Origin of the sequence: Marinobacter vulgaris (assembly GCF_003344045.1) — a bacterium.
GTDB classification, from domain to species: domain Bacteria; phylum Pseudomonadota; class Gammaproteobacteria; order Pseudomonadales; family Oleiphilaceae; genus Marinobacter; species Marinobacter vulgaris.
In genome coordinates this window covers 59,582-75,157 of record NZ_QFWX01000004.1, presented here as the reverse complement: position 1 = coordinate 75,157, position 15,576 = coordinate 59,582, and the positions used below count along the sequence as shown (strand labels likewise).

Here is a 15,576-nt window from a genome sequence, read left to right as displayed (position 1 = left end):
GGTCTCCTTCAGCGGCTTTTTTGTGGATTTTAAGCCTGCGGGGACACAGTTGCCGAGATTACGGGTTGGGTGATACGGTAATCGTTTGCCAACTCAGGGAGAAACTATGGAGACCCAATCGTTCGGAAACACTGATATTCAGGTAACACCGGTTGGCCTTGGCACCTGGGCCATCGGTGGCTGGATGTGGGGCGGCACAGACGAAGCCCAGTCCATCGATACCATTCACAGGGCAGTCGACAAGGGTATCGGCCTGGTCGATACCGCTCCGGTCTACGGTTTCGGTCGCTCTGAGGAGATTGTAGGTAAGGCACTGGCAGGTGGTCGCCGCGATCAGGTAGCTCTGGCCACGAAGGTTGCTCTGAACTGGAATGACGACCACGACAAGGTATGGCGTGACGCGACCGGCGCTCGCATTGAGCGGGAGGTCGAGGATTCCCTGAAACGCCTGCAGACGGACCGTATCGACATCTATCAGGTGCATTGGCCCGATCCCAAGACGCCTATGGAGGAGACTGCACGGGCCCTTGAGAATCTCTATCAGGCAGGAAAGATCCGCGCGATTGGTGTCAGCAACTTTACGCCAGATCAGATGGAAGAATTCCGCAAGATCGTACCTCTGCATAGCCTGCAGCCTCCCTATAACCTTTTTGAGCGGGATATCGAGGAGGAGATCCTTCCGTACTGCCGCGAACATGGCATCGCGACCATTACCTATGGGGGGCTGTGCCGCGGTTTGCTGACCGGGAAAATGCGTGAAGATACCGAGTTTACCGGTGACGATCTGCGTAAAAATGACCCCAAGTTCCAGGGCAAACGCTACAGCCAATACCTGAATGCGGTGGCTGAACTCGACGCGTTTGCGAAAGAGCGCTATCAGAAGAATGTGCTGGCACTGGCACTTCGCTGGCTGGTAGATCAGCCGGATGTAACAACAGCTCTGTGGGGCGCGCGGCGGCCAGAGCAACTCGATCCGGTGGACGACATCGAGGGCTGGTCACTGGATAAGGAAGCGTTTGACACGATCAACCAGATCCTGGACAAGTGTATTGATGATCCGGTCGGGCCCGAGTTCATGGCACCGCCGACTCGGTAACAGAAATGCCCTGAGCTACTCGGGAGACCAGCTATAAAAAAAGCCACTTGGCTGACGAGCTAAGTGGCTTTTTCGAATGCAATTTGTGTTTGCAGATTGGTAGGACCAGGCAGATTTGAAATGCCGACCTCTGGTAAGCGGCCATCCCGAGACGTCCTGCCACCCCACTGAATTTCGTCCTACAGTAGCCTCTCACTTTTCAATAAGAGGCTACTCCCATGAGAAAGCACCGAACTCCGGAACAGTGGCAGTCTCTGGTCGATCATCAGATAACGCCCCACATGAACTCGTCTTCCAGTATTTCCAGATACTGGTCGTCATCCAGAGTGCCGTGCACTCCTTCAAAGATATCGGTTCCCACATCGAATAGCCCCAGACAGGTCTCATCGATTTTATGGCGAGAACGGTACAGTATTCCGGCAAGTTTCAGGTCCACCGCATGCGAGGCCCAAGCCGGCGAAAATTTGTAAGGCGGCGATAAAGACTCATCATAATCGCCGAGGATGGTGGCATCGAGCCGGTAGCGCCCAAGATGGGCAACGGTGAGATCCAGAACGGTGACAGGATTGCGCAGGACCAATTCAAACATGCCGAGTTTTTTCAGTTCGGCTAATGATGAAAACATTTCCGATTCATCAAGGCGCGCCACATTTCGGCAAACCGATTCCGCCAAAGCACCTACGGGTGACCCCGCCATGTAACAAACCCCTGGGCTTCCACCGAGGGGTGTCCAACGATTCTGGGGGCTTGCAGAGAAATAAATAGCTGAGTTGTATTGCATGCCGTTTACCCGATAAAAACAGGTGTTCGACTCAATAGTAGTAACAGGTAATGATTCAAGCGTATCCGTGTCTTCTGGAAACCGAGCCATCCTATGCCCTCTGCTGCATGTATACCTGGGCAAGTTCCAGAACCCGATCTACCTCACCACGCTGAATCAGGGTGAGCGGGGTGTCGTCACTGGACGCAGGCTCGTGTCGCACCAACAAAAAACGAGTCAGCTCTTCTGGCTCCCATGACTCGGTTTCAGTGAGCAGCTTCGAGAGACCAGGCAGCAGTCGAGCATTTCCTTCATCGAACTGGAACCGGGGGAAGCTTAAGTCGCCGGAAGCTGTTCGTCGCGCAATCAGGCTCCCCCTCTGAGCTCGCTTCCGGACGGCTTCTTCACTGACTCCTAAAAATTCAGAAACCCACCGAGAAGATACCAATCCGCCAGCATTTTCGATCAATTTCTGGAATCGCTCGGCACCCCTGAGCGTCATGCGTTCCATCCTGTCAATTGGGGTGTCTTCAAGGGATGCCCGCGCAAGCCCAACGAGAAGTCGTGGATCAGATGAGCGCAACAGGCGGTCCACAGAATCAGGCGGCAAATGGCCCACCTCTCGGGATATGGCCTCAACCCCCCTCAAAACAAGCTCCGCCCGAGCACGAAAAGCTTTGACTCCCTTGGCTCTGGCTCTCTTGGCTTTGGCTCCGCGCCTTACCTCTTCGCCAGTAGTGAGAATCTTGCCATCGGGATTGCGCACCTTGAGCGTTTCACCGACCTTCAAGGCATCAACCTCTTCCGGATAGTACAGCCGAAGAACAGCTTCAACCTGTTTCAACGCCCGATCAAAGTCTTCCTGAAATTCGGGATCGCGTTGATCCACTCGCTTGTCAGGCTGGTTCATCTCTTCAATCATAGCTACATTGTCCAGTGTGTCTTATAAATTGAGTATAGGATGCGCTGGACATTATTGCAAAATAATCAACCGGAATTTTCCTGTTCACACCAAGGTACAGTTCAGCAGTTAAATGTTGGGGATGAGGGTCAATTAACAGGCATCATGTCGCTGTCCAAGGTATGTGGGCTTTTCTCTGTGACGACACGTGTATGGCCGGGAGGGAGGGACTTAAACCTGCAACACTCTGCATATCATCCGGATAGTCGACACACTACCGAATATTGAAAACAAAACGGACCAGTGAATAAGTAAATCGTTTTTTGGGGAAATATTGCGAAATTATTGCGGGAGGTTTTTTCGATGCTTGTAAGTTGCTAAAAAATGGTAGGACCAGGCAGATTTGAACTGCCGACCTCTGCCATGTCAAGGCAGCGCTCTAACCAACTGAGCTATGGTCCTGTGTTCTGCAACGGGGACGAAATATACTGATTCCGAAGGTTATGGTCAACCTCTTTCAGGCGGTTTTCTGCTTTCTTGCCCAGCCTTTTACGGCCTTGCTGATGACGCCCCAGCGGTTGATCAACAAAGCCAGGAATATCAACGCGCAGCCCGCCAGTTGGGTAACAGACATGGACTCGCTGAACCAGCCGGCGGCAAACAGCGCTACCCATACCGGTTCCAGCACCAGAATGACCACGCCGTGGCTGTGGGCAGACAGGCTCTGGGCGTAGGTCTGCAGCAGGAAACGGCCGGCGGTTCCCACGACGGCGCTGGCAATCACCCATAGCGCGAGCATGCCGGAGAAGTTCTCCAGGGTGGGCTCCCAGGGTTCCAGCACGGTGGACTCCACCAGTGTGACAAGGCCCACGGTAAGCAGGGCGATGGCCGTCAGGGGCAGAGCGGGTACGCGGTGTTTTTCCACTGTCTCGCCGCTGCGATTGACCACCGTTCGCTGGTTGGCCGCCCGGGTGTTCAGCGTAAAGTAGAGAGCAAAAATAAACGCGGCGCCTACGAAGAACAACTGGCCAATTTCGGGCCGGAATCCGTTCCTTAGTGAGAGCAGCGCCAGCCCGCTTACAGCCACCGGAATTGCAAACCACGTGCTCAGTGGCTGCGGCTCCCGAAAGATAACCCGTGCGATGACAGGCACGATGACCACGCCCAGGCTGGTGAGAAAGGCGCTTTCGCCCACGTGAGTGGCGTAAAACAGGCCCATCACCCAGCAGCTCATTGCTACCCCGAAGACCAGACCAACACCGGTACTGCGCTTTACCTGATCAATGCTAAGCCTTCTCAGGGAAGGCCAGGCAATCACCGCCAGTACGGACCCGGCCAGCAGGAATCGCATCGCCATGAACATCAACGGTGGCATCAGCAACACCGCTTCTTTGGAAAACATCCAGCTGATGGCGGCCATCAATGTAACGATAACCAGCAGCAAGTCGGATTTATGGGTGTTCGAGAGGGGCATTCACAACCGCCTTGCAGATAATCGACTGGGCCCGGCCTGAGGCGGGAAAGCGGCGGAGTTTATCATGGAGGGGTAAAAATTGGCTCTTCCGTGAGCCTGCCGGCCTGTCAGAACCAGCCGGATTCGCGAATGGCTTCAAGGCCAAATCGCAGGCGCACCTCGTCTCCCACCAGGTCATTCTCGATGCCGTAGGTCATGCCCCAGTCACTGCGGTTGAGGGTGGTTTCCGCCGTCAGGCCCAGGGTGTATTCCTTGTGGCCAATGGGGTACTCAGCGGACTTGTTGAGGATGACGTCCACGTCTACGGGCCGGGTCTGGCCCAAGAGGGTCAGGTCACCTGTAACCACCCCGGTGTTGTCTCCGGTGGTCTCGAATCCCGTCACTTCAAAAGTGATATCGGGGAATTTGCCACTGTTGAGAAAATCTTCGTTGCGCAGGTGGTCGTCCCGCTTGTCATGGTTGGTGAACACGCTTTTGCTCTTGAACGTCAGCGTGCCGGAAGTCAGTTCTTTCGTTTCCTCGTCGTACTCGAACTGCCCCTCCACATCCCGGAACATGCCCATAACCGGGGCGTAACCGATGTGCATGATCTCGAAAGCCATGGAAAAGTGCTCCTCATCGAGCACGTAGGTTGCCGGCTCGGCCAGGGCTGAAGGGCTGGCCAGAGCCAGGCCGGCCGCCGTGGTAGCCGCAATCACTGCGGATGAACAATTGCGTTTCATGGCTGTCTCCCTGATTGATAAAGCCAGTGCAGGTCGGTAACAAACGAATAACACAGCAGCGCAAGCGCGGTTGCCAGTGTCCAGGTTGCAAAGGCAGTGGAGGTGACGGGCAGTATGGCAATCATCAGTGTGACCACCTGCCAGACACACACGGTCTTACGTCGAAAGCTTTCCGGCAGCGGCTGGTTGATGAAATCCAGCCAGTGACCGGCGGCCACGAACCCATAGCGCATCAGCCCCAGAGCCATGACCCAGGCTCCTGCTTTATCCAGTGCCAGAACCGCCACACAGAGTCCCAGAATGAACAGGGCGTCCAGCTCCATATCGAAGCGGGCACCAAAATCGGTGGTGGATTGTGTCGCCCTGGCAATGGCGCCATCCACACCATCCAATATCAGCGCCAGCAAACACAATGACCCGTAGAGCCACAACCAGTTCCCAAGCCCTGCTATGAACGGCGCCAGGCTGACCAGAAGAACAACCATGGCGGCACGCACCAGGGTTGCACGATTGGCCCACCCAAAATCCCGGCCGGGTTGCCAGTAACGGATCACGGGCACAGCAATGGCCACGTACAGCAGCACCGCTATACCATAGAACCCCATGGGCAGTCTGAACCCGATGCCGGCAGCCGCAACCAGCAGGGCGGTCAGGCCAGCTCCCCAGGTCAGGTCCGCGGCCAGCGGCAAGTGAATTGTCCGGGCTCGGGAATCCATCATCAAACCTCTGCGTATGTGCTTTCCGTTACACTGTGTCTAAATACACTATAGTTGTTTACGTGCGCTGTAAGGAAACAGACGATGACGAACGCATTCTGGGTCACCGGTACCCTGGAAGGGGCAATCCGCGAGGCCACCTTCGACCATCATCTTGCCGCCATTTCAGCAGAGGAAAACCCGGCGGTGGAGGTCGAGGCCCTGTATTCCGGGATAAGCCGGGGCACCGAGGCCCTGGTATTTAATAACCAGGTGCCGGAATCCCAATTCAACGCCATGCGGGCGCCGTTCCAGGAGGGCGAGTTTCCATTTCCCGTGAAGTACGGATATGCCAGTGTCGGGCGAGTCACCTCCGGCCCCGCTGAGCTGACAGGGCGCTCCGTATTCTGCCTTTTCCCTCACCAGACCCACTATCGGGTCCCTGCCTCAGCGGTCGTGCCCTTGCCGGAAGGACTGCCCGAAGGCAGGGCAGTGCTGGCCGCAAACATGGAAACGGCGGTGAATGGCCTTTGGGATGCTGCGCCCAGGATCGGTGATCGCATTGCCGTGGTCGGTCTGGGCGTGGTCGGCCTGTTGGTCGCTTGGCTTGCCAGCCGCATTCCAGGTACCCGTGTCACCGCTGTGGATATCAACCCCGAGCGCCGGTCGGTGGCGGAATCTCTGGGCCTCGATTTCCAGACCCAATGTCAGCAGGATGACCATGACCTGGTTATCCATGCCAGCGGCCACCCGGCAGGCCTTGAAAAAGCACTTGGCCTGGCCGGCATGGAGGGGCGCATCATCGAGATGAGCTGGTACGGGGAACGGACTGTCCCGTTATCTCTTGGCCATGGCTTTCACTCCCGCCGGCTGACCATTCGTTCGAGCCAGGTTGGCCATCTCAACCCTTTGCAGTTGCCTCGCTGGCAGTACCGGGATCGCATGTCCCTGGCGCTTGACCTGTTGCGCCATGACGCCCTGGACAATCTCATCAGCGGGGAAAGCCCCTTCGAGTCGCTGCCGGAAGTGATGGCTGCGCTTGCCGGCGCGCCTGGTAACGGCAGTGCCATGCCCACTGCTTCTGAAACCCTCTGCCATCGTATTGTCTATAACGGCGCCTGAAATCACCCAATCGTTTAATAAAGGAAACCGACCCTATGTTCAGTCTCACCGTCCGGGATCACATGATGATTGCCCACAGCTTCAACGGAGAAATTTTTGGCCCGGCTCAGGATCTGCACGGAGCGACCTACGTGGTGGATGTCACCTTTGAGAGGGAAGCGCTGGACGGGGACGACCTGATTGTCGATATCGGGCTGGCATCCAAGGTTCTGTCGGAGGTCATTGCCGAATTCAATATGAAAAATCTGGATGACCTTGAAGTGTTTGCCGGCCGTAACACCACCACCGAGTTCATGGCGGCCACGGTGTTTGATCGCATGGCTGCGGCGATCCATCAGGGCAGGCTGGGCGAAACCGGCAAGGGCCTTTGCGCCATGAAGGTGACTCTGGGTGAGTCTCACATTGCCTGGGCCAGTTATCATGGCAATCTCTGAGGCGCTGCAATCCGCCGTTTTTGTGGTTCCCGGTGATCCCGACCAGAATACCGGCGGCTACCGGTACGTCCGCCGTATAGCCGCAGGGCTTGAATCGGGGGGGCTCAGTGCACCCCGCAAGGGCCTGAGCGGCACCTTTCCAATACCGGACCGTCAGGCAGAGGTCTCGATGGACAGGCTGCTGGCGAGCCTGGCCGACGGCTCGGTGGTGGTGCTTGATGGGCTCGCCATGGGCGCATTGCCCGATATTGTTGCTGCCCATTCCGGGCGGTTGCGGATCGTGGCACTGGTCCACCATGCCCTGGCGGATGAAACCGGTTTGCCAGTTGCCACCCGCGACTGGCTTTTCCGGACCGAGCGCAGGGCTCTGGCCGCCGTAGCCGGGGTGATCACCACCAGTCGGCACACGGCGCAGCGGCTGACGGATTACCATGTACCTGCGCAGCGTATTCGCGTCGTGGAACCAGGCTCAGACCCGGGGTCAGCCCCCATCCCGACAGCATCTCCTCCCCGGTCTGAACCCGGTATTTTGTGCGTCGCTCACCTCTCTCCCCGCAAGGCGCAACATCATCTGGTCGAAGCCCTGAGCGGCCTTCAGCACCTGCCCTGGCACTGCACACTGGCAGGCTCCGCAGACCGGGACGCCGCCTACGGTCAGAAAATCCGTGACCTGATAGGTGATTATGGGCTTGAGGAGCGCATTACCCTGTCGGGAGAGCTGGACAATGAGGCCCTGGCCCAGGCCTATCAGGGCGCGGACATCTTTGTGTTGCCCTCTGTTTTCGAAGGCTATGGCATGGTCATCGATGAAGCTCTGGCGGCGGGCCTGCCAATCATTACCACCGATGGCGGAGCCCTTGCGAGCACTGGCAACCGCCCCGGTATCCGACAGTATCCGGCCGGTGATGTTGAGCAGCTCAGAAGTTGCCTTGTGGATTGGTTGAGTGACCCACAGCAACTGAACGAGATGACCCAGGCGGCAAAAACCGAAGCGCAACATCTTCGCCGCTGGAGTCAGGCGGCGCAGGAATTTCGCGATGCCCTCGAAAGCCTGCTGCCATGCGGTGATCTGACCAGCTTTGACAGCGACTGGCTGACCCTGCGGGAGCCTGCGGACCATCGGGCCCGTAACCGGGCACTGATGGCGGATGTCGTGGCCTGGGCAGAGCAGACATACCGCACGCCGGACAGGAGCAGTGGTCGGCACGCGCCGCCACTGGCTGTCGCAGACCTGGGCACCGGCACCGGCTCGAACGCCCGCTGCCTTGTACCCGCGCTGACCGTCCCCCAACGCTGGCTGCTGCTGGACCAGGATGAGCATCTATTGTCGCTGGCGGCAGAGCGCCTCAAGCCTCTGGATGTACCGTTAGAAGCGAAGGCCTGTCATCTGACCGCTCAGGCGCTGGCCAGCCAGATCCCGGAAGATATCAGGCTGATAACCGCCTCGGCGTTGATTGACCTGATGTCCGCGACCTGGCTGAAGGCGCTTGCCAATGCCGCGTTAGCCCGTCGCGCCGGCGTGTTTGTGGTGTTGACTTACGACGGCTATTTCGAACTGCAGCCGGCAGAGCAGGACGACCACTGGATTCTGGACACCGTTAACGCCCACCAGCACCGGGAAAAGGGAGCAGGCGCAGCCCTGGGCCCGGACGCCACCGTGTATCTGCAGATGCAATTACAAACCTGTGGCTATCGGGTGTCGGTAGCGCCCAGCCCTTGGCGCCTGGAACCTGACAAGTGGGCATTACAGATCGCACTGCTGGAAGGCTGGCAACAGGCAGTGAATCAGCAGGCTCCGGATGAGCGTGAACGTGCAGGGCGCTGGTTCGAAAAACGACTGGCTCAGGCGCGCCAACAGCGACTGTCCATTCGCGTGGACCACCGGGATATCTTCGCCTTGCCTCCATACCCTGCTTCTGACGGTGCCGGCTGAGGTGTCTGCAGGCAGTATCTCTCCCTGGATGCGATGGGCGTTGACCCTGCTGCTGTTACTGACCACAGCGGTGTTCCTCGATGTTTCCGCCGTTTGGCAGGAGCTCGCGCGATTTTCCCTGCCAATGTTGCTGGCGGCCATGGTGGTCTCGGTGCTACAGGTGCTGGTTTCAGCGTGGCGCTGGCGATATACCGCCGGGCGGCTGGCCATTGCTTTGCCTTTTATGGTGGCCGTTCGCGAATACTACCTCGCGACGTTCCTTAATCAGGTACTGCCGGGCGGCGTGTTAGGGGACGTCAACCGTGCCTGGCGCCACAGCCTGGACTCCGGAGCCAGGCTGGGTGCCGTTCATGCGGTCATGATCGAACGGTTGTCAGGACAGCTGGTGATGATCGCCATTGCCCTGGGGCTGGGCACCTGGCTAGCCCTGCACCGCGGACAGGTCGCGGGAGTCGTTGCTGATCTTGGCTGTCTTGCCATCGCGGTCGTTGTCGTTGCCACTATCGTCGTGGGTCTTGCTGCGAGGTTCTGGGCACGGGGCCGGGGTTATGTTCATGCGTTGCGACGGGATATCCGCAAGGCGCTGCTGAGCTGGCCTGCGCTGCTGGTCCAGATGTCTTCTTCCTTGGTGGTGGTATCGAGCTATTTCGGGGTGTTCGCGTTACTGGCTCTGGGGGCCGGCTATTGGACGGGGGCGGCCGAGATACTGACATTGATGGCGCTCTGCAGCCTGCTGCTGCTGGCAATGGCGGTTCCTGTGAGTGTGGCGGGTTGGGGCGTGCGTGAAGGCGCGGCCGCGCTGCTCTGGCCGTTGGCAGGATTGCCGCCGGAGCAGGGAGTGGCGCTGAGCGTGGGTTACGGGCTGGCGGTACTGGTATCGAGCTTGCCTGGGGTGCTGTTTGTTGTCAGTGGCCGTAAGCCCGCGCGCTGAAGTCCAGATCAAACAGCATGTCACTGCCGAGGTCTACCATCTGCGCCCGGGGCCGCAGAGCGCTGTCCAGGTAGCTGATTTCAGGTAGCGAAAAGGCTGGCCGCCCGCTGCCGATGATCATCGGGGCAACCATCACGTGCAGCCGGTCAAGAAGGTCCGCGTTAAGGAACTCCGAGACCGTCAGCCCGCCACCCTCGACGAATATTTTGCGCAACCCGAAATCCGCCAGTACCGCCAGTATCTGTGCGGGCTCAGTGGTCTCCTCGCTCCCCAAGCAGGGTACTTCGGTAACCCCGCTCCGCGGTGTCAGTCGGTTGCCGGGCTGGTATTCGCCGGCAACCAGTCGCAGCGTGGGAGCGGCTTCGTCGCTGAACAGGTGATGGTCTTGCGGTACCCGCCTGTTGCGATCAATCACCACCCGTACCGGATTGACGCCCGGCGCTTTGCGGACGGTCAGGCGGGGGTTATCGGTGGCTGCTGTCCCGGCGCCCACGACCACCGCTTCCGACACCGCTCTCAGGCGGTGGAGGTGGGTGATGCCATCCTCACCGTTAATGAATTTCGAGGCCCCGGTGACCGTCGCGATGCGGCCATCCAGACTTTGCCCCATCTGGCCGACTACCCGGGAAGGGGCGTCTTTCGACAAGGGGCAACACAGGGGCAGGAAAACCGACAGCAAACTTCTTGCCTCTGTATCGGCAGGCACACACAACCGCCAGTGGCCCTCAGTGCCAATCTCCAGTGCCGGTGTGTCGCTATCTGTAAGGGGAAGGGTCACGTTACTGCGGTTTACCGCCTCCAGTATCAGCGCCCAGGCCGTGATTTTGTCCAGTGTCTGTGCCGCCATACCGAGTAATTCCGTTGCTGGTGGATTCATTATAGGCAGATTGTGTGTAAAGCTATATGTACGTTACATTCCCGGTTTGATTCACCGTCACCACAATCAAGCCTTAAGAAATCCGGCGGGGGACAGTCTATATGCGCTATTTGAAAACGCAAAAGCCCCTGGAAGGCCTGCTGGAGCTGAAATACAGCGATGACACCAGCCAGCTGGAGCTGCCGGGCCTGGCGTTCAGTGACGGTGGTGATCTGACAGCGGCGCTGCGGGTACTTGAGGAGGAAATCAGCCGGGTCCGGCTGTCGGAGGAGGAAATGGAACTGCTGCGCCGGTTCCGCAAAACCTCGAACGAGAACCGGCGCATGATTCTGCACATTCTGGGTCGTTAACGCACTTATTTGCCTTTCTTGTAAATATTCTCGTAAACGTAATTGGTGGCTTCCACAAAGCCGTCAATGCTTCCGCAATCAAAACGACGACCCTTGAATTTATAGGCCAGCACGCAACCATTCTTTGCCTGTTCCAGCAGCGCGTCGGTGATCTGTACTTCGCCATTTTTGCCGGGGGCCGTGCGCTCGATAATGTCGAAAATATCCGGGGTGAGGATGTAGCGGCCGATAATCGCCAGGTTGCTGGGGGCGTCCTTGGGGGCCGGTTTTTCGACCATGTCGGTGATGCGATACAGGCCATCTTTCATGGACTCGCCGGCAATCACACCGTACTTGTGAGTCTCGTCTTCAGGCACTTCCTCAATCGCCACGATGGAACACCGGAACTGGTTGTAGAGTTTGACCATCTGGGACAGAACACCTTCTCCGTCACTGTCCGCCACACAGAAGTCATCCGCCAGTACGACCGCAAAGGGGCTGTCGCCGACGAGGTTGCGCCCGGTCAGGATGGCATGGCCCAGGCCCTTCATCTGGTTCTGACGGGTGAAGGCAAAGGAGTTGTGATCGATCAGCTCACGAATGGAGTCCAGCAGGTCTTCCTTGCCAGAGCCGGCAATCTGGTGCTCCAGCTCATAGCTGATGTCGAAGTGGTCTTCAATAGCACGCTTGCCGCGTCCGGTGACAAAACCGAATTCGTGAACACCGGCCTCCGAGGCTTCTTCCACCCCGTACTGCACCAGAGGCTTGTTCACAATCGGCAGGATTTCCTTGGGCATGGCCTTGGTGGCCGGGAGAAAACGGGTGCCGTAGCCGGCAACAGGGAAGAGACACTTCTTGATCATAGGTTCGTCCTTATATTCGCTTTGGTCACGGCCTGTTGTGAGGCAGTCATCCTTGAGGGCTGACTCACGAACTGTGCCAAGTGTAACCAAGTTGTTGTCGTAAATGGAGGCCCGGGTACCCAAATGTAGAGATTGGTTAAAAAGAGACTCCCGTCACCTTTGGTATTGGTTGTTGATTTTAATAGAAAAAACATTCAAAAGTGATCACAAGTGACTGTATTATATACATATTTAATTTGTAAAGTTTGGCAACAGACGCTGGATTTATGGCCTCTGGTGCAATACATTCTCGCCTCATGAAAAATTCTTAAGAAATCCGGCTTTCCATCCGCAGTGTGGCCGGTGCTGGCTGGCAGGATTGTAACCATTGAAGTTGCCAACGCTCATTGCTCTACTGTTGTGCGCGATCAGTTCGCCTCTCTACGCTGAAGAAAACGGCTCGTGGCTGCGCAACGGCTGGCAGCCCCACCCGGATAATCTGGCCGGCAGTGTCGATGCGTTCCGGGATGAGCGCGAGCACTGGTTAAGGTCCCGTTTGAAGTTTTCCGGCAGGACCGAAGTGAACAGTGATGGCATTGATGGAGCCGTGGGCGTGGCTGCCGACCGCCTGGTCGGTCAGCGTGATGCCATTGGCTTCAATTACCACGATGCCCGTTCCTACAAATACGATGCCGGGTCCAGTGGCGCATCCATTCGCTACCGTTTTCCGGCAGGGGTTAACCAATTGCGCATCGAGGCGGGAAGATCCCGCTATGATCGCGCGGTCAGCAATGGTGGCCGTCGTTTCAACGCCAGTGGCGAATCCCGGGCGCTGGGCCTGGGTGTAAGCCGGCCGCTGTTCTCCGGGTTTGGTATGGCCTTTGATGGCATCGCCCGGCATGAGGGCAGGAACAGCGAATCTTTCCAGGAGGACAGTCTGGTTTCAGAATCCCGCTACCAGCTTTCCTCCTTTGGTATGGAAGCAAGGGGCGGGCATAAGCTCGGTGCCGGTGTGGTTGCCAATACATGGATTCAGGCGTTCAGTGGCCGCGAGTTCCGCGCCACCGATTATCCGTTGCAGGATGGCAGGACCGATGAACGGGCGTTCTACAAGGTGGCCGTGTCTGCCTCGATCGAGCAGGAAATGTTCGAGTGGAACTGGCGGGTGAACGGGCGGTATCAGTTTGCGGATGAAGACCTCCCTTCGTCGGAATACCTGACAGTTGCCGGTCCCTCCATGCTCAGCGGTTTCAATGGCCAGTCCGTGTCTGTGGTGACAGGGGGCTGGCTTCGGCTGACCACCGCAAGCCCGGCCTGGCCAATGCCATTCGTGGACGGGGTGCTGTCCAGCGTGAACTTTGCTGTGCTGCAGGGCTGGATTCCCTATTCCAGCGCCCAGGCAGGTCGGCATGGCAACGCCAGCGCCGGCCAGGTCTCACTGCAGATGCAGGGCCGGGCATTTACGGCAAACGTCAGCGTGGGCCGGATGATCCGCGCCTCCACCATGGCGCTGACAATGCCGGACTATCCCGACGTGCGCTTTTCGCTGTCCATGGGAATCTGACGGAGATGTCACTTGAGTATGATTCAACTGAAGGTGCTACATTAGTAGTCAAAGGGATGTTATCGAGGTTGGAGAACCATGCGCTCAGGGACAGGATTGCTCGCGCTGCTTATGTTGCAGTGTCTACTCTATACGTTTCCGGCCCAGGCTTTTGAGTTTGAAAAGGTGGTTGACAGGGCCCGGGCCCTGGCCGAAGGAAAATACGAGCCGCCGCCAGAAGTGCCGGCCTTCCTCAGAGAACTGAATTACCAGGACTATCAGGCCATCCGGTTCAATCCCGAGGTGAGCCTCTGGCGCGAAGGCCGATCCCGCTTTCAGGTGATGACGGTGCCCCCTGGCAACTTCTATACCCACACGGTGCAACTGAACGAGATCGACGCCGATGGGGTAAAGCCTATCCCTTTCGACAAGTCTGCCTACAGCTTCCCCAACAGTGACCTTGCCAAACGAATACCCGCCAATCTCGGCCATGCCGGCTTCAAACTCACCTATCCACTGGGGGAGGGAGCCGAATATAACCAGTTCCTGGTTTTTGCCGGCGCAAGCTACTTCCGCGGCGTAGGAACGGAAAACCGGTTCGGGCTTTCGGCCAGGGGCATTGCCGTGAACACCGGTTTGCCCTCCGGCGAAGAGTTTCCCTCCTTCGTGGAGTTCTGGCTTGAACGGCCCGGGGGTGGCAGCGATCGCATGCGGGTCTACGGGTTGCTGAACGGTCCCAGCGTGTCGGGCGCCTATCGCTTCGACATACATCCCGGGTCCATAACCCGGGTTGAAGTCACTGCGGAGTTGTTTTTTCGCAATGCCGTGGATCAGCCGGGCCTGGCGCCGCTCACGTCGATGTTCTATTACGGCGAAAACACCAAACGGCCGGCCGGAGAATGGCGGCCACAGGTTCACGATTCCGATGGCCTGCTGATCCATGATGAGGGCAGCGGTGAATGGTTGTGGCGGCCACTGGTGAATCCCTCTCGCCTCAACCTCAGTTATCTGCAGGTGAAGCGCCTGGGTGGCTTTGGTCTTATCCAGAGAGACACCGCCTTCCACCAGTTCGAGGACGCGGAGGCTCGCTATGACCTCCGCCCCAGTGCCTGGGTATCGCCCCGACAGGGCTGGTCTGATGGAGAAGTCGTGCTGGTGGAGATACCCACGAATTCCGAGACCAACGACAATATTGTTGCCTTCTGGAAGCCGGCGGAAGATGCGAGCGCAGGGACACGTCAGCAGTTCGCCTATACCCTCAGCTTTGGTGGCCCTGATGTGGCCGGCCAGGACAGCGGTCGGGCAATAAAGACGTTCGTGGGAGATGGTAATCGCACCGGCGGTGGCGCGGTCGAGAATTCGCTCCGGATCATTGTCGATTTTGCCGGAGGGCCACTGGAAAAGCTCAAGCCCGATGCCCCGGTGATTGGCACCGTCAGTGCGGGCGGCGGCAGCGAAGGCACTGAAATCCTCGAGCATTATGTCGAATTCATCGAGGCGGACAACAACTGGCGCCTGTCGATGCTGGTGCGTCCCGGCAAAGCAACCAATTCGGTGCTTCGCGGCCAGTTGATGCTGGATGACCAGCCCCTGACAGAAGTCTGGACCTATTCGTTGTCCGAGGCTGCCAGGGCGGCTCAGGCGGGATCATGACGGCTGTGCTGATCATGCCGGAGATTCTGTGTCAGCGGGCGCTGGAACGCGTGCTGTCCTACCTGGGAGACGAGGGCATTGTACTGACCTCAGACACCTGCCGCCAGGCTCTGCGCCTAGTGGAAACGCAGATGGCAGAGGGCGCAGGGCCGGACCTGCCGGCCCGGTGCGTTGCCAGGATTCCCGAGTGCTTTGAGCGCCCCCATGAGACCATTCCGGATGCCAACCCGCCGCTGAGACGCGGCTGCATCGGATATGACTGAA

Annotated in this window: 16 protein-coding genes and 1 tRNA gene; 9 read left to right on the top strand and 8 right to left on the bottom strand. The window is 58.1% G+C overall.

Annotation, left to right across the window (positions count from 1 at the left end; translation table 11 throughout):
• The first annotated feature begins 106 nt into the window (after positions 1 to 106).
• On the top strand, positions 107 to 1,096 hold the full coding sequence (locus DIT71_RS09485; RefSeq protein ID WP_114612989.1) for an aldo/keto reductase: 990 nt from the start codon (positions 107 to 109) through the stop codon (positions 1,094 to 1,096).
• A 265-nt stretch (positions 1,097 to 1,361) separates the two neighbouring features.
• Here DIT71_RS09485 and DIT71_RS09480 read toward each other — a convergent pair whose 3' ends face one another.
• The 6 genes from DIT71_RS09480 to DIT71_RS09455 form a co-directional block, all read right to left on the bottom strand.
• Positions 1,362 to 1,967, bottom strand: a complete 606-nt coding sequence (locus DIT71_RS09480) for an RES family NAD+ phosphorylase (protein WP_114612988.1) — start codon at positions 1,965 to 1,967, stop codon at positions 1,362 to 1,364.
• A 1-nt stretch (position 1,968) separates the two neighbouring features.
• A complete protein-coding gene (locus tag DIT71_RS09475; RefSeq protein WP_114612987.1) occupies positions 1,969 to 2,778 on the bottom strand; it encodes a hypothetical protein in 810 nt (269 codons plus the stop codon).
• A 364-nt stretch (positions 2,779 to 3,142) separates the two neighbouring features.
• Positions 3,143 to 3,219: transfer RNA gene (locus DIT71_RS09470), tRNA-Val, on the bottom strand.
• A gap of 55 nt (positions 3,220 to 3,274) precedes the next feature.
• Positions 3,275 to 4,231 carry a DMT family transporter gene (locus DIT71_RS09465; RefSeq protein ID WP_114612986.1) on the bottom strand — a complete coding sequence of 319 codons (957 nt, stop codon included), beginning with the start codon at positions 4,229 to 4,231 and terminating at the stop codon, positions 3,275 to 3,277.
• Positions 4,232 to 4,338: 107 nt separating this feature from the next.
• Entirely contained in the window at positions 4,339 to 4,953 is a 615-nt protein-coding gene (locus tag DIT71_RS09460) for a YceI family protein (RefSeq protein WP_114612985.1), read from the bottom strand.
• On the bottom strand, positions 4,950 to 5,672 hold the full coding sequence (locus DIT71_RS09455; RefSeq protein ID WP_114612984.1) for a CDP-alcohol phosphatidyltransferase family protein: 723 nt from the start codon (positions 5,670 to 5,672) through the stop codon (positions 4,950 to 4,952). Before DIT71_RS09455 ends, DIT71_RS09460 begins: the two co-directional genes overlap by 4 nt.
• Positions 5,673 to 5,753: 81 nt before the next feature.
• On the opposite strand from DIT71_RS09455, the gene DIT71_RS09450 reads away from it, so the two are divergent.
• The 4 genes from DIT71_RS09450 to DIT71_RS09435 are packed head-to-tail and all read left to right on the top strand — an operon-like array spanning position 5,754 to position 10,068.
• On the top strand, positions 5,754 to 6,770 hold the full coding sequence (locus tag DIT71_RS09450) for a zinc-dependent alcohol dehydrogenase (RefSeq protein WP_114612983.1): 1,017 nt from the start codon (positions 5,754 to 5,756) through the stop codon (positions 6,768 to 6,770).
• Positions 6,771 to 6,805: 35 nt separating this feature from the next.
• The gene (locus DIT71_RS09445; RefSeq protein WP_114612982.1) at positions 6,806 to 7,204 is read left to right on the top strand and encodes a 6-pyruvoyl trahydropterin synthase family protein; all 399 of its coding nucleotides are present in this window, start codon (positions 6,806 to 6,808) and stop codon (positions 7,202 to 7,204) included.
• Positions 7,191 to 9,137 (top strand): glycosyltransferase family 4 protein, encoded by a 1,947-nt coding sequence (locus DIT71_RS09440; protein WP_114612981.1) that lies wholly within the window; start codon positions 7,191 to 7,193, stop codon positions 9,135 to 9,137. The genes DIT71_RS09445 and DIT71_RS09440 overlap by 14 nt, the downstream gene beginning before the upstream one ends.
• Position 9,138: 1 nt before the next feature.
• Entirely contained in the window at positions 9,139 to 10,068 is a 930-nt protein-coding gene (locus DIT71_RS09435) for a lysylphosphatidylglycerol synthase transmembrane domain-containing protein (RefSeq protein WP_227538043.1), read from the top strand.
• Here DIT71_RS09435 and DIT71_RS09430 read toward each other — a convergent pair.
• Positions 10,043 to 10,915 (bottom strand): RibD family protein, encoded by an 873-nt coding sequence (locus DIT71_RS09430; protein WP_114612979.1) that lies wholly within the window; start codon positions 10,913 to 10,915, stop codon positions 10,043 to 10,045. The genes DIT71_RS09435 and DIT71_RS09430 overlap by 26 nt on opposite strands.
• A gap of 131 nt (positions 10,916 to 11,046) precedes the next feature.
• Here DIT71_RS09430 and DIT71_RS09425 point away from each other — a divergent pair, with 131 nt between their 5' ends.
• Positions 11,047 to 11,295, top strand: a complete 249-nt coding sequence (locus DIT71_RS09425; RefSeq protein WP_227538042.1) for a hypothetical protein — start codon at positions 11,047 to 11,049, stop codon at positions 11,293 to 11,295.
• A 5-nt stretch (positions 11,296 to 11,300) separates the two neighbouring features.
• On the opposite strand, the gene galU is transcribed toward DIT71_RS09425, so the two are convergent.
• A complete protein-coding gene (galU, locus tag DIT71_RS09420) occupies positions 11,301 to 12,137 on the bottom strand; it encodes a UTP--glucose-1-phosphate uridylyltransferase GalU (RefSeq protein ID WP_114613308.1) in 837 nt (278 codons plus the stop codon).
• Positions 12,138 to 12,504: 367 nt separating this feature from the next.
• Here galU and DIT71_RS09415 point away from each other — a divergent pair, with 367 nt between their 5' ends.
• The 3 genes from DIT71_RS09415 (at position 12,505) to DIT71_RS09405 (ending at position 15,575) form a co-directional block, all read left to right on the top strand.
• On the top strand, positions 12,505 to 13,680 hold the full coding sequence (locus tag DIT71_RS09415) for a ShlB/FhaC/HecB family hemolysin secretion/activation protein (RefSeq protein ID WP_114612978.1): 1,176 nt from the start codon (positions 12,505 to 12,507) through the stop codon (positions 13,678 to 13,680).
• 111 nt (positions 13,681 to 13,791) lie between these two features.
• Positions 13,792 to 15,312 carry a glucan biosynthesis protein G gene (locus DIT71_RS09410; RefSeq protein WP_227538041.1) on the top strand — a complete coding sequence of 507 codons (1,521 nt, stop codon included), beginning with the start codon at positions 13,792 to 13,794 and terminating at the stop codon, positions 15,310 to 15,312.
• Entirely contained in the window at positions 15,309 to 15,575 is a 267-nt protein-coding gene (locus DIT71_RS09405; protein ID WP_114612976.1) for a hypothetical protein, read from the top strand. Before DIT71_RS09410 ends, DIT71_RS09405 begins: the two co-directional genes overlap by 4 nt.
• The last annotated feature ends 1 nt before the right edge of the window (position 15,576 follow it).

Bases quoted from the DNA above. Each gene is read 5' to 3' on its own strand.
- DIT71_RS09485 (WP_114612989.1), top strand. From the start codon at position 107: ATGGAGACCCAATCGTTCGGAAACACTGATATTCAGGTAACACCGGTT.
- DIT71_RS09480 (WP_114612988.1), bottom strand. From the start codon at position 1,967: ATGGCTCGGTTTCCAGAAGACACGGATACGCTTGAATCATTACCTGTT.
- DIT71_RS09475 (WP_114612987.1), bottom strand. From the start codon at position 2,778: ATGATTGAAGAGATGAACCAGCCTGACAAGCGAGTGGATCAACGCGAT.
- DIT71_RS09465 (WP_114612986.1), bottom strand. From the start codon at position 4,231: ATGCCCCTCTCGAACACCCATAAATCCGACTTGCTGCTGGTTATCGTT.
- DIT71_RS09460 (WP_114612985.1), bottom strand. From the start codon at position 4,953: ATGAAACGCAATTGTTCATCCGCAGTGATTGCGGCTACCACGGCGGCC.
- DIT71_RS09455 (WP_114612984.1), bottom strand. From the start codon at position 5,672: ATGATGGATTCCCGAGCCCGGACAATTCACTTGCCGCTGGCCGCGGAC.
- DIT71_RS09450 (WP_114612983.1), top strand. From the start codon at position 5,754: ATGACGAACGCATTCTGGGTCACCGGTACCCTGGAAGGGGCAATCCGC.
- DIT71_RS09445 (WP_114612982.1), top strand. From the start codon at position 6,806: ATGTTCAGTCTCACCGTCCGGGATCACATGATGATTGCCCACAGCTTC.
- DIT71_RS09440 (WP_114612981.1), top strand. From the start codon at position 7,191: ATGGCAATCTCTGAGGCGCTGCAATCCGCCGTTTTTGTGGTTCCCGGT.
- DIT71_RS09430 (WP_114612979.1), bottom strand. From the start codon at position 10,915: ATGGCGGCACAGACACTGGACAAAATCACGGCCTGGGCGCTGATACTG.
- DIT71_RS09425 (WP_227538042.1), top strand. From the start codon at position 11,047: ATGCGCTATTTGAAAACGCAAAAGCCCCTGGAAGGCCTGCTGGAGCTG.
- galU (WP_114613308.1), bottom strand. From the start codon at position 12,137: ATGATCAAGAAGTGTCTCTTCCCTGTTGCCGGCTACGGCACCCGTTTT.
- DIT71_RS09410 (WP_227538041.1), top strand. From the start codon at position 13,792: ATGTTGCAGTGTCTACTCTATACGTTTCCGGCCCAGGCTTTTGAGTTT.
- DIT71_RS09405 (WP_114612976.1), top strand. From the start codon at position 15,309: ATGACGGCTGTGCTGATCATGCCGGAGATTCTGTGTCAGCGGGCGCTG.